This is a genomic window from Levilactobacillus humaensis (genome assembly GCF_024345185.1).
Lineage (GTDB): Bacteria > Bacillota > Bacilli > Lactobacillales > Lactobacillaceae > Levilactobacillus > Levilactobacillus humaensis.
Map to the genome: position 1 here is coordinate 26888 of NZ_BROB01000013.1, position 13708 is coordinate 40595.

The window sequence follows — 13708 nt, forward strand, 5'->3', positions numbered from 1 at the left end:
GGTTGAAATTAAAATTTCATTTTCGAATAGTTATCATCGCTTTTTTCTGATAGTTACGTCAAATTCACGGCGCAAAAAAGTCGTTATCCTCAACAAACGAGGATAACGACTCTATTTAAAGTTTAGATTTAATCAAGGTTACCGTTTTGAACGAACGGTTTCGATGAACTCTGCTAAGCCCTGTGGATCGGTCAATTGCCGATTACACTGGTCACTATCACGGCAGATATAATTACCATTACGCGTATAGGTTTCCAGTCCTGCCTTCGTCGTGGTGACGAAGAGCGAGACGTTCCCAATCGTATGACAGATGGCACACAGATTCTTAACGGTCTTGGGACCCATATCACCCTGAATACCGATCAGTTTGCCTTGATAGGGTGCTACCAGATACTTCTTCTGGTTACCCCCATCATTCCAGCCCAGATACGTGAGCTGATGTCGGTTAACCGACGCCCATTCAGGCTGTTTCAGCTTTTTGACCTTCCGGAACAGCTTACTCAATTGCTTCGGCGTCAGATCTGGAAAAGGTTCAACCAACGGTTCTAAGGTTGGCAACAATGCTGCCGCGGCCTCTCGCGTTAATCTATCCGGCTTCAGTCGTTCTACGAACGCCTCTGTAATCGGATTTTCCGCTGGCAAAATGGCCTGAATCTCGGCAATCGTGCTGTCTCGAATGACCCGCCGCATGCGGCTGTCGTTGACTGAGAGATAAGCACTGACGAGCGTATTGACCTTCTGGGTGATATCACTATAGTTGTATGCAGTTATTGTTGTTTCCATGGATAAAGTTCCTTTCAGATTTAAACCAGACACTTCTCTGAAAGGTATTACAGAAAAGTGTCGCTAACAGCCAACACTCTTCTGTACAAATAACGATGCCATCATCGTCGATCATCTCCTTGCATTCAGTTTTTTTAGCTGAATTGTTTTCTAGTGTACCGAAACTACCAATAGATTGCAACTCCAAAGTGATCAAAAAAAGTGACCGACAAGTTCTGTCGATCACTCTCATGGTCTAATAGCGTTTCATCACACGTGCAATCTGGCGGTCTTGTTCCCGTCGTTTGATGGTCTCACGCTTGTCAAACTCACGTTTCCCTTCGGCAACGCCGAGGAGAACCTTCGCAAACCCATGCTTGAGATACACCTTCAACGGAATCAACGTGACCCCTTTGTTCTGCGTGGCAAGTCCTAGTCGATGAATCTGCTTCTTATGCAGAAGTAGCTTCCGATTACGAAGTGGATCGTGGTTAAACCGGTTGCCCTGAACGTATTCACTAATGTGAATGTTCATTAACCAGGCTTCACCGTTGCGAATCTGGGCGAACCCATCTTGCAAGTTAATCCGTCGCTCACGTACCGATTTAATTTCAGTCCCAGTTAAAACCAAGCCAGCCTCCACCGTTTCGGTAACGCGATAGTCATGTCGCGCCTTACGATTTTGCGCCAAAAGATTATCTGGTGTTTTCTTGGATTTTGTTTTAGCCAAGTCTCGTCACCTCGTTTAGTGCCGACCACCTTGCGAGTTGTTGCGGTGTTGACCGCCATTGTTGTTCTGGCGGTTACTCCCATTGTTGCCTCGCTGATTAGTTGATCGTTGATTCCCATTCCGGTGGTTACCATTGCGGTGACCGCCGTTCTGGTTATTGCTGTGGTTATTACCCCCGCGGTTGTTGGAACGGCCATGGTAGTTGCCCCCACGTGAACGATGTTCGCGGTGTGGTAACAGATCACTGACCGGAGCAGCTTCCGGATTGAGTAATTCAAAATCAATTTCACTTTGTTCCTTGTCGACGTGGATTAACTTAACGCGAATCTCTTGACCGATTCGGTACGTCCGCCGCGTGTTTCGACCGACTAAGGCCATGAACTTCTCGACGTATTCGTAGTAGTCATCCTTCATTCGACTGATGTGGATCAGCCCTTCGATGGTGTTTGGTAATTCAACAAACATCCCGAACTTCAAGACTGAAGCCACGACAGCATCGAACTCTTCACCAACGTGATCGGCCATGTATTCAGCCATCTTCATATCATTAGTGTCACGTTCGGCATCGATTGCCCGACGTTCAGCTTCGGAAGTGTGAACCCCAATTTCTTCCAAAATTGGTGCAAACTTTTCCTTGCTGGCGTCGTTAATCCCATGGTCTTCGTAATAATGAATCATCCGGTGAACCATGGTATCTGGGTAACGACGAATTGGGGACGTGAAGTGGGTGTAGAACTCTGCACCCAGTCCAAAGTGACCCAATGATTGGTCAGCATACCGAGCTTGCTTCAAGCTCCGTAACATCATCACTGAAACCATGGTTTCTTCAGGTTGACCGGCAACTTGCTTTAAGACACCTTGCAGCATCTTAGGACGCAAGTGGTTCGGATCACCCTTAACGTTAATCCCGAAGGCCGTTAAGAATTCGAAGAAACTCTTCACACGATCGCCATCTGGCGTTTCGTGGACCCGGTACAGGAATGGTGCCTTGGCACGGAAGTAGTGTTCCGCAACCGTTTCGTTAGCAGCCAGCATGAAGGATTCGATCATCCGTTCAGCCATCCCCCGTGTCCGCAACTTCACGTCAATGGCGTGACCCTTGTCGTCCACGATGATTTCTGCTTCGCGGTCATCGAAATCAATGGCCCCACGACGCTTCCGTTGCTTAACCAGGATCCGGTGAAGTTCGCCCATTGTTTCAAACATTGGAACCAATTCATCGTAACGCTTCATGGTAACGGGATCGTGAGCCTCCAAGATCTGGTTAACCGCCGTATAAGTCATCCGTGCCTTAGAGCGCATGAATGAGGGGTGAATCCGATGCTTAATCACGTGGCCTTCTTGGTCAATTTCCATGTCACAGCTCATGCACAAACGCAATTCGCCCTCGTTAAGAGAACAGATCCCGTTGGATAAGCGCCGTGGCAACATTGGAATAACCCGGTCGGTCAAGTAGACACTGGTTCCACGCTTGTAGGCTTCCTTGTCGAGAATTGAGTCTTCCTTAACGTAATGGGAAACATCAGCAATGTGAACCCCTAAATGGAAGTTCCCATTAGGTAACTTCCACGCCGTCACAGCGTCATCCAAGTCTTTAGAGGATTCCCCATCAATCGTGACCAAGTTTTGCTTGGTGACGTCTTCACGGCCCTTTAATTCCTCAGGTAAAACGTGATCCGGAATCTCATCGGCGGCCTGCATGACCTCTTCTGGGAATTCTGATGGAATGTTGTGTTGGTAGACAATCTGTAAGATATCAATCCCAGGATCGTCGACACTCCCGATCACTTGCTTAGCAATCCCCACCATGGCATCGGGGTGCGCTTCATTCGGAAATTCCGTAATTTCAGCGGTAACCACTTCACCTGGTGTTGGGTTCAAGCCCACGTTAGTCACGTAGAACTTGTACTTCATGATCTTCTTGTCGGTTAGACGCACTTGTCCCAAGTACCCGGCATCGTCATCGGTCTGCATGAACTCACCCACGACTTGTTCGTAGTGGTGTTCCACGATTTCCGTAACTTTACCTTCAGGACCCTTACCCGTACGAGGGTCACCGGCACGAACAATTTCAATTTTGACGGTATCGCCGTTTAGAGCACGTAACGTATTGTTAGGCGCGATGTAGGCATCTGGTTCAATTTTATCTTCGTCATAAGCGACGAAACCAAAGCCCTTATCGTTCCCATGGAAAATCCCAGTCAACGTTCGTTGACTTGGGTCAAGTTGAAAATGGCCGTGTTCAGTAACCTGAACCAAGCCGTCTCGTTCTAATTGTGCCAGCTCCTGTACGATCAGCTTAAAAGCCGCTGATCCATGGTAATGGAGTGCGTCAGAAATATCTTCTACTGTGTAGTTCTCGTCCGAGTGTGCCCGGAAGAACGCGGTTAAATCATTCTTTAAATTATCTTGCACTATCGATTCCTCGTTATTTTAAAAGATTGTGTGTAAAAAAGTCTGTAAGTCTGTTTCCAAAGCATGGTGTGCGCTGTTCACGGTTAGCACGTGACTCGCACCCACATATTCGTGAAAATCAATCTGAGTAGCCGGAAAAGCCGCCGCCAACCATTGACCCGATCGGGGGTCAATCATCTCATCAGCCGTTCCTTGGGCGATGAAGATGGGCTGCTTAATCCGGGTTAAATGCGTTGCGGTCGTATCCGCAAACGCTTGAATTGCCATGAGTTGTGCCGGGAGATGGTCTTGAATCCAGACCATCTTGGCCTTGAATTCCTCATCAGAGAGGTTTGCTCGCCGATAGACCGTCTGCGCCATTCGCACAAACGCTTCCGGTACGTGAGTTGTTCCCCGAAAGATAACCGGAGAAGCAAACGTCCCGCCCCCCACCAACGTGGGGTCCTCGCGTAAGGCCCGAGTCGCAAACAGGCCACCAAGTGATAACCCAAAGATCGCAATACGCTGATAGCCTCGCTGTCGTAAAAAGGCGATCGCATCCTGAGTGTCTTGCCACCACCGCTGGGGTGATCCCTCGCGTAAGATATCTGCGGGATCGCCCGTCGCGTGACCGGTAAAGATGGGTACCAGAACCGTGTAGTCCTGGCCCTGAAGATAACGTGCTAATAGACGCATATCGTTAGAACTACCCGAATAGGCGTGGAGCAGAATAACTGCTTGTGGTCCCCCTTCAAAGAAGAGTGGGACTGGTTTTCGAATCATGTCAAACCACCACTTTCCACGATGTTGAGATAGTCTGTAAAAAAGCCCCCTGTAACGAACAAACAGGAGGCTTAATCTCTTCTAGTGTGAAGATAGATATACTAAAGCCAATGCCAGTCCGAAGAAGATGGCTCCCAAAATTACCGTAACTTTTTGCATAAAGGCTTCAAAGCCACGGGGTTTTTGCTTGGCAAATAAATCATCGGCACCACCAGATAATGCAGATAATGCATCATTGGTCTTAGCGGGTTGCATCATAACAGCGATGATGATCAACACACTGACAATTAAGATACAGGTCATTAAAAAATTATACACAAATTTGCCTCCTACCTATCGAATAGGTCTAATAGGTCTAACTATACTCTGTCTAATTTATCATAGTCGCCGGGTTTTTACCAGTCTCCGGCCTAATCTCGCGATCATTCTGGCAAATCGTTCAATCTTCCTAATCGCTGACGGACATAGGCCCGGTTACGGTGATAGGTCAGAACGATTAGTGTGTCCCCTGCTCGCAAGAGCGTATCCCCATGAGGAATGACTTCACGTTCACCACGACGGACCGCAACCAACAAGGACCCTGTTGGCCACGAGAGATCCCGGACTTGTTTGTCCACAAAGCCAGAATTCTCGCCAATCGAATACTCGACCCGATCGGTAATTCCCGCGGCGTCAGGCGCAGCTGGTGTAACCAATTGCTGTAACATGGCCTCATAGATTGGGGCACCACCTAGAACATCCACCGTAATATAGGCGACAATGGCCACTACAGCCAGTGGCATCAAATGTTGCAAGGTCCCCACCATTTCGGTAATCAAGAGGATCGCCGTAAAGGGGGCCTTGGAAATCCCCGCAAAGTACCCCGCCATGGCGTAAATAATAAAGTTTGCCACAAACATTGGCGGTAACCAACCCAAACTCACAAAGCCACGAGCACCAATGGCACCGAGTAAGGCTCCCAACGCAAGAATTGGCAAGAAAATCCCACCAGGTAGTCCAGAATTATAACTAATAATAGAAAAAACAAATCGAAGAACGAAGAAGCCAATCAGTGGCCAGATCAGTGGCGTTTGCTTAGCGAAGGTCACGATCATCTGGTTCCCGCCACCCAGTGTAATCGGCCAGAATAGCCCAATTGGAATGACCAATAGGAATGGAATGATGCCATTCAAGTGATCTGGTAACCATTTGATCTTGGCATACCAGTCACTGGCATGCAAGGTAATCCACTGGTAACCAAAGCCCAAGATGCCGAGCAAGACCCCTAGGAGTAATAATAAGCCATAGTATTTCAACGGTAAGGCTTGTTCGTAGAGAATATGTAACACGGGTGTGAGGCCAAAGACTTCGTTAGAAACGAAGTTAGCCATGACGGCACTGGTCAGTGACGTCAGCCACACCAGTGTTGAAAAGTTATGGTACACCTCTTCTAGAATAAAGAGGGTTGCCGCAATTGGCGCGTTAAACGCTGCAGAAAGCCCCGCAGCGGCACCACCAGCGATGATTAACCGCCGGCGAGTCCCGGTAAAACTTAAACGATCGGCCAATCCCTGTGCTACCGTCCCACCTAATTGAATTGAAGGACCTTCTCGTCCAAGGAAGAGTCCAGAGCCGATCCCTAAGATCCCCCCGACAAACTTCCTCCAAAAAACTGGCCACCAGGCGTAATCGATCTCGCCAGCTAATTGCCCCTCAACTTGAGGAATCCCAGATCCTTTGATCATTGGGGTCGTCTTAATCCAATGACCAATAATAATGGCAAGGACCACCATCAATATCGCCCATGGAATGAGCCAGAGGGGATGTTGGCCAAGCCAACCATAAATTACCTGAATACCAGTTAGCATGTGTTCAATGATTAAGCGAAAAATACTAACTACCGCACCGGCTAAAAGTCCCACCAGGGCTCCAAATAGAATAGCATTCAACCGGGTTAAATCATGCGGTGTTTGTCGCTTCTGCTTCATTAGCCAATCCCTCCACTGTGATTTTTTGTCTACTAATTAGTTTATCACAGTTTTGGAGGGATTTAACGGAAAAGCCGGCGAAGACTGGCTAGGCTAACCAGAATGGTCGCCATGATAAGCCCCCACCAGCCCGATAGGCCACGTTTCTCGTTAGTTTGGGGGAGTTGTTCCTTAACCGAACGGGAACGGTGAGAACGCCTGTGAGCCGGCTTAGCTTGTGGGCCCTTTTTGCTCGTTTTTGCTGGTGACTCTGAATCTCCCTCCCCGCTCACCGGACGATCTTCATCCACAGTCGTAATTGGCGCTATCTCATGGTCAATAGATTCGGCCCAGTCTGGTAGCGGATGAACTGGTGGTATCGGTTTCTTATCTGCAACTGCTTCTGGAAGTGGTTGTGGTTGTGGTTGTGGTTGTGGTTGTGGTTGTGGTTGTGGGTGTGGAATATTAGTCGTTGGTGGTAACGCCGGAACAACCGGCGGCACCGATACTGACGGTTGTTCAGTGACGGGCTTCTCGGGCTTCTCGGGCTTCTCGGGCTTCTCGGGCTTCTCGGGCTTCTCGGGCTTCTCGGGCTTCTCGGGCTTCTTATCAACGACCGGCTCATTTCCCTCAGTTGTACCTCCAATTGCCACGACAGAAATCGTCCAACTATCATCTTTCTTTGTAGCCATCTTCAATACTGCTTTACCAGACAACAACGCGTAACCCGCTGGTGCGACCAACTTCACCCGACCGCCTTTCGTTAATTTACCGGTAGACTCGTATCCGCCAACTTTTTGGCCATCAGCAATGTAAGTCACTAATACATGAGCTGGTACACTGCTGCGATAACCCCAGTCAACCTCCGAATCCTCACCGAAAAAACGGAATGAATAATGCAAGAATGACGACAACTCAGCATTGGGATGTAAAGCTTCACCAATCATTCCGCTCTGTGATTCTTGTTGATAAAGCCAATCCACGTGATTACCGTCATCATCGGTTGCGCCAACGATATGTCGCACCTTCGCCGTAACTGGCTCCCCAGCCGCAGCATACCCTGTCACAACACTGCCACCAAGACTCCCAATCACCATAGCTCCTAGAGCCAGCTTTACCCGTAAATTCATCATCCAATTCCCCCTTCGTTAAAGTTAACTCCGGAAAACAATTGGAAAAATTCGACGCGAGATCAAAAAAATCGGTCAACCCCTAAAGGTCGACCGATTTCGAAAGCTTAATTTGAATTACTTGTTGATGATGGCCAAACGGGCATCTTCGTCCAAGTTGTAGAAGGAGTGAATCCCCTTGTATTCGGAAGTCTTACCTAATTGGTCTTCGATCCGCATTAACTGGTTGTACTTAGCGATCCGTTCGCCACGGCTCATTGAACCAGTCTTGATTTGGCCAGCATTTAAGGCCACAACCAAGTCAGCAATAGTCGTGTCTTCAGTTTCACCAGAACGGTGAGAGATAACGGCCGTGTAACCAGCTTGCTTAGCCATTTCAACGGCTTCAACAGTTTCAGTCAAAGTCCCGATTTGGTTCAGCTTGATTAAGATAGAGTTGGCAACACCCATCTTGATACCCTTTGCCAAGTAGTCCGTGTTCGTAACGAATAAGTCGTCACCAACGATTTGGACCTTCTTGCCAAGGCGTTCAGTAGCCATCTGCCAGTCAGCCCATTCGTTTTCGTCCAAAGGATCTTCGATGGAAACGATTGGGTACTTGTCAACGATTTCTTCCAACAAACCAACGAATTCGTCAGCCGTGTAATCCTTGCCGTCACCCTTAAGTTCGTACTTCTTGGTGTCAGCATTGTAGAATTCGGAAGCGGCACAGTCAAAGGCAATAGCAATGTCCTTACCAGGAACATAGCCGGCACGCTTGATAGCGTCAACTAAGATTTCGAATGGTTCTTCGTTGTTCTTCAAGTCAGGAGCGAAACCACCTTCGTCACCAACGGCAGTTGAGTAGCCCTTTTCGTTGAGCAAAGCCTTCAGGTTGTGGAACGTTTCTGAACCCATCCGAACGGCTTCCTTAACGGACTTAGCACCAACAGGCATGATCATGAATTCTTGGAAATCAACCTTGTTGTTGGCATGCTTCCCACCATTGATAACGTTCATCATTGGCGTTGGCAATACGTGACCGTTGAACCCGCCAATGTAGTTGTACAATGGTTGGCCCAATTCGTCAGCAGCGGCACGGGCAGCGGCTAAGGAAACACCTAAAATGGCGTTGGCACCTAACTTACCCTTATTTGGCGTACCGTCCAAGTCGATCATGGCTTGGTCAATAGCACGTTGGTCGGTAACATCGTAGCCAATGATTTCCTTGGCAATTAAGTTGTTAACGTTGTCAACGGCCTTAGTAACACCCTTACCCATGAAACGACTCTTGTCGCCATCACGAAGTTCAACGGCTTCGTGTTCACCAGTAGAGGCACCAGAAGGAACGATCCCCCGGCCCATTGCACCGGCTTCGGTGTAGAGTTCAACTTCAACAGTTGGGTTACCACGAGAATCTAGGACTTCGCGTGCGTAAATATCAGAAATAATAGACATTTTTTGTATTCTCTCCTTATGAAAGTTTGGCTTCACGGGAACAAGACAACCATCCCATGCTTTATTTTATAAGTTTAACTTTGAACTTTCAATCACAATTTTACCTATTTACATATTTTGGTAGTTTGCTAATTCGACAAAGGACTGTTCGTCGAGGCTAGAACCCCCGGCCAGTACCCCATCGACGTTCGCATTTTTCATTAAACCAGCAATGTTATCTGGCTTAACACTCCCACCATAGAGCACCCGGACGCCGTTAGCCAAATCATCTGAGTAGATGTCGGCTAACGTCTGCCGGATCAGGTAACAACCTTCCTCAGCTTGATCGGATGAGGCTGTGGTGCCACTGCCAATCGCCCAACTTGGTTCATAGGCGACGACAATCTTCGCGGCATCTTCAGGACTGACACCCTTCAACGCGGCCGAAACTTGGTTGACAACCCAGTGAATTCTTTCACCAGATTCACGGCGACCCATCGTTTCATCACAACAGATAATCGGGGTCATACCGTTGCGAAAGACGGCCTGAACCTTACGATTGATCACATCATCCGTTTCGTTAAAATACCGACGTCGTTCGGAATGGCCCACGATCGTATAGGGAATCCCCATCGCGTGGAGGGCCTTGGGACTGGTTTCGCCCGTATAGGCCCCTTCATCCTCGTAATAACAGCTTTCAGCCGCAATACGCAGGACATTTTCCTGATTGACGTCCAACATAGTTTGTAAAAACAATGCTGGGGCAGCGATCGCCGTTTCTACGGTATCGGCTGCTGGTAATTTACCTTGGATGGCAGTAATGAAGCTTTGCGCCTCCGCCACCGTCTTATTCATTTTCCAGTTACCTGCAATGAGTGGTATTCGCAACCTACTCCACCCTCTCTAAAAATAAATTGACTACGATCATCATCTTACCGAATTGGGGGCAGATAAGCCAGCGAAGACGCTTCAACGGTGACCGTGCTCAGAACAAAGAGCCGCGATGACAGGCACCACAGCTCTTTATAAAGTTATTTATCAGAAATTGCAGCAATCCCGGGTAAAGTCTTACCTTCGAGGTATTCGAGGGAAGCCCCACCACCAGTTGAGATGTGGGAAAGTTGGTCAGCAACACCGAGTTGTTGAACGGCAGCAGTGGAGTCCCCACCACCGACGATCGTCTTAGCATCCTTCAAGGTCCCTAAGAACTTACCAATTTCCAACGTGCCTTCTGCATAATTACTCATTTCGAAGACACCCATTGGTCCGTTCCAAACGACGGTCTTAGCGTCCTTCAGAACATCTTCGAATTCAGCAACGGACTTAGGTCCGATATCCAAGGCCATGTAGCCATCAGGAATGTCGCCTTCAACCGTCTTGTGAGCAACATCGTTGTCAAACTTTTCAGCAACGATTGAGTCAACAGGCAATACCAGCTTGTCGCCGGCCTTGTCCAAGATTTCCTTGGCGAGGTCAATCTTGTCGGATTCAACTAAAGAGTTCCCGATCTTCATACCCTTGGCAGCGTAGAAGGTGTAGGTCATCCCACCACCGATAAGAATCTTGTCAGCCTTAGCTAACAAGTTATCGATAACACCGATCTTGTCGGAAACCTTAGCACCACCCAAGATAGCAACGAATGGGTGTTCAGGGTTGTCCACGGCGCCACCGATAAAGGTGATTTCCTTTTCCATTAAGAAACCAGCAGCAGTTTGGGCCATGTTAGAAGCGATACCAACGTTAGATGCGTGGGAACGGTGAGCCGTACCGAAGGCATCGTTAACGAAGACGTCACCCAATGAAGCCCAGTACTTGCCCAATTCTGGGTCGTTACCGGATTCACGCTTAACGTATTCGCCATCCTTGACGTCTTCATAACGGGTGTTTTCCATAACTAAAACATCACCGTCGTTTAAGCCATCAATAGCGTCTTCAAGCTGCTTACCTTCAGTCGTTGGGACAAAGGTAACCGGCTTGTTCAACAAGTTAGACAGGCGTTCTGCGACTGGACGCATGGACAGACCTGGCTTGTCTTCTTCCTTCTTGACCCGGCCTAAGTGAGACAAAAGGATTGCCTTACCACCGTTTTCGATAACGTACTTGATCGTTGGCAAAGCTGCCACGATCCGGTTGTCGTTACCAATCACACCGTCTTTAATTGGGACGTTGAAGTCCACACGCATCAGGACTTTTTTGCCCTTAACGTCTAAATCAGAAACTGTTAATTTAGCCAATTTAGAAAAACCTCCTTGAGTGCTCAAATAATTTATCAGATTACGGTCACAATATACCGTAAATCCACGGGAATTTCAAAGAACTTCTGTCCTTTGTGTCAATGAAAAACGCGTCGGAGAATTCCCTCCTCCGCCGCGTCTTTGTTAATCAATTTTATTGGCGTTACGCCGCTAACTCTCTATTAAAGGGTAGCGAAGTGCAATAACGTCCGAACCATGTTACAAGTGAAGCCCCATTCGTTGTCGTACCAAGCAACAGTCTTAACTAATTGGGTGTCACCGGCAGTGGTAACTTCCGTTTGAGTTGGGTCAAATACGGAACCATGAGGGTCATCGATGATATCAGTTGAAACGATTTCGTCACCGTTGTAACCAAAGGCATCGTTACCTTCAGTGTGCTTCTTGATAGCTTCGTTAACTTCGTCGGCCGTAACGTTCTTGTCCAGAACAGTAACCAATTCAGTCAAGGAACCGTCAACAACACCAACACGTTGTGCATGGCCTTGTAACTTACCCTTTAATTCAGGGATTACTAAACCGATAGCCTTAGCGGCACCAGTTGAGTGAGGAATCGTGTTGATACTTGCGGTACGGTTGTTCCGCATCTTCTTACCACGAGGTCCATCCAAGATCATTTGAGTTGAAGTGAAGGCGTGGATAGTGGTCATGGTACCGGCCTTAATGCCAAATTCTTTGTTCAAGAAGTATGCCATTGGAGCCAAGCAGTTGGTCGTGCAAGAACCAGCAGAAACGATCACGTCATCCTTGCTCAGGACGTCCAAGTTAACACCTGGAACGACGGTCGTAACGGCACCGGCTGGAGCAGATACTAAGACCCGCTTAACACCAGCATCAATATGAGCTTGTGACTTTTCTTCGGAAGTGTAGAAACCGGTACATTCAAGGACGAAGTCAACACCATCGTTCTTAACCCAAGGAATGTTTTGTGCCTTAGGTTCAGCGTATACAGGGTATTCCTTGCCGTCAACCACGATACCATTGTCCGTAGCTGAAACTTCGCCAGGGAAACGGCCATGAGTTGAATCATACTTCAACAAGTAAGCTAACATTGAAGGTGTTGTTAAATCGTTGATAGCAACTACTTCGATGTCACTTGAGTGGAGTTCGTGAATCCGCTTGAAAGCCAAACGGCCGATACGTCCGAAACCATTAATACCAATCTTTACAGTCATACTGTGATTTCCTCCTTCAGGAAGCAAATAAAGAATAATTTTTTTAAAAAGCAGTACATGTTAAGTGTATCACTTTTTTAAAACAAAGTCAGCAGCTCCTTCATCGGTAATGAGCCAAGTCGAAGCTGGCGCTAAATGCATGTATGCCGCGATTGCAGCGCCCTTTTCGGCGCCACCCGCAACGGCAATAACGAGCTGTTTAGCGGCTAAATCTTCAATCTCCACGCCAATCCGTGGAAACTTACTAACCACGTGCCCTTCGGCGTCGAAGAAGTACCCGAAGGCCTCTCCAACCGCATGGGCCGCAGTCAAGTCATCAATCACGTGCGGGGCAATGTTTCGCCGCTTCGCCATGACCAATGCCTGTCCGATCCCGTGAATCACCACGTTGCTATGCGCGATGAGTTCCAGAACCTCATGGATGGCCGGTTCTGCAAACAAAGGTTTGTAGGTGGCCGTGTTGAGTTGCTCGGGAATAAACAATGATCGAAAATCACTGTTCGTTCGCTGCGCCATTTGGGCACTGACGGCATTGGCCTGAATGGCCGGTGACTCGCCAACGCCCCCACGAGCAGGAACAAACAACAGGTGTCGGTTCACCGCTAGTGATGGGGTTAGCACCGAGGCAACGGTCGCCAATGTATGGCCGCCCATTACAGCCACGGTACTTCCGCCTAAGGGCAGTTGATCCGCCAAAACCTGTCGTGCCGCTCGGGCGAGGCCCATCAGTGATCCGGTTGGAGCGGTGCTATCACCGGCCACAATCGTACAATGGGCAATCCCTAACTTCTTCGCTAAGGCAGCCTCTTGTTGCTGACGCCCCAAGAGTTCTTCCATAACAGGTCCCAAACCGTGCAAGAGCTGTTGGCCAGCCCGGGTCATTTGCATCCCCTTGGCCGACATTTGGATAAATCCCAGCTCCGCTAAGGCATCCGTAGTCGTTCGCACGGCCCGTTCGGAGTAATCTAGGCTGGTTGCCAACGTCCGCCGCCCAACGGGTTGCAGACTCGCAATGGCCTGGAGAACACGGAAGCGGCTGGTCAGCTTAGTAACCATCTTGGGTACAATTGCATTGACCCACTGCCAGTCTTCACGCATCCTGCTTACCTCCTAGTGGGAC

Annotated in this window: 12 protein-coding genes; all 12 read right to left on the reverse strand. The window is 48.5% G+C overall.

Going from position 1 to position 13708, the window contains the following annotated elements; translation table 11 throughout:
* Window positions 1-138: 138 nt before the first annotated feature.
* The 12 genes from OCU14_RS05700 to OCU14_RS05755 all read right to left on the reverse strand — a co-directional run bounded on the left by OCU14_RS05700 (window position 139) and on the right by OCU14_RS05755 (window position 13686).
* A complete protein-coding gene (locus tag OCU14_RS05700) occupies window positions 139-783 on the reverse strand; it encodes a FusB/FusC family EF-G-binding protein (protein WP_261810182.1) in 645 nt (214 codons plus the stop codon).
* A 235-nt stretch (window positions 784-1018) separates the two neighbouring features.
* Window positions 1019-1492, reverse strand: a complete 474-nt coding sequence (gene smpB, locus OCU14_RS05705; protein ID WP_125573311.1) for an SsrA-binding protein SmpB — start codon at window positions 1490-1492, stop codon at window positions 1019-1021.
* Window positions 1493-1507: 15 nt separating this feature from the next.
* Entirely contained in the window at window positions 1508-3907 is a 2400-nt protein-coding gene (gene rnr, locus OCU14_RS05710) for a ribonuclease R (protein ID WP_261810183.1), read from the reverse strand.
* Window positions 3908-3925: 18 nt separating this feature from the next.
* The gene (locus tag OCU14_RS05715; protein WP_261810184.1) at window positions 3926-4669 is read right to left on the reverse strand and encodes an alpha/beta hydrolase; all 744 of its coding nucleotides are present in this window, start codon (window positions 4667-4669) and stop codon (window positions 3926-3928) included.
* 81 nt (window positions 4670-4750) lie between these two features.
* Window positions 4751-4987, reverse strand: coding sequence for a preprotein translocase subunit SecG (gene secG, locus OCU14_RS05720; RefSeq protein ID WP_057878697.1), 237 nt, complete (start codon window positions 4985-4987; stop codon window positions 4751-4753).
* A gap of 104 nt (window positions 4988-5091) precedes the next feature.
* Window positions 5092-6636 (reverse strand): ClC family H(+)/Cl(-) exchange transporter, encoded by a 1545-nt coding sequence (locus OCU14_RS05725; protein ID WP_261810185.1) that lies wholly within the window; start codon window positions 6634-6636, stop codon window positions 5092-5094.
* A 62-nt stretch (window positions 6637-6698) separates the two neighbouring features.
* Entirely contained in the window at window positions 6699-7745 is a 1047-nt protein-coding gene (locus OCU14_RS05730; RefSeq protein ID WP_261810186.1) for a hypothetical protein, read from the reverse strand.
* Window positions 7746-7862: 117 nt separating this feature from the next.
* On the reverse strand, window positions 7863-9182 hold the full coding sequence (gene eno, locus OCU14_RS05735; RefSeq protein ID WP_261810187.1) for a phosphopyruvate hydratase: 1320 nt from the start codon (window positions 9180-9182) through the stop codon (window positions 7863-7865).
* Window positions 9183-9290: 108 nt separating this feature from the next.
* Window positions 9291-10049, reverse strand: coding sequence for a triose-phosphate isomerase (gene tpiA / locus OCU14_RS05740; RefSeq protein WP_261810188.1), 759 nt, complete (start codon window positions 10047-10049; stop codon window positions 9291-9293).
* A 143-nt stretch (window positions 10050-10192) separates the two neighbouring features.
* On the reverse strand, window positions 10193-11395 hold the full coding sequence (locus OCU14_RS05745) for a phosphoglycerate kinase (protein WP_261810189.1): 1203 nt from the start codon (window positions 11393-11395) through the stop codon (window positions 10193-10195).
* A 182-nt stretch (window positions 11396-11577) separates the two neighbouring features.
* A complete protein-coding gene (gene gap / locus OCU14_RS05750; RefSeq protein WP_261810190.1) occupies window positions 11578-12588 on the reverse strand; it encodes a type I glyceraldehyde-3-phosphate dehydrogenase in 1011 nt (336 codons plus the stop codon).
* Between the two features lie 69 nt (window positions 12589-12657).
* Window positions 12658-13686, reverse strand: coding sequence for a sugar-binding transcriptional regulator (locus OCU14_RS05755; protein ID WP_261810191.1), 1029 nt, complete (start codon window positions 13684-13686; stop codon window positions 12658-12660).
* Window positions 13687-13708: the final 22 nt, after the last annotated feature.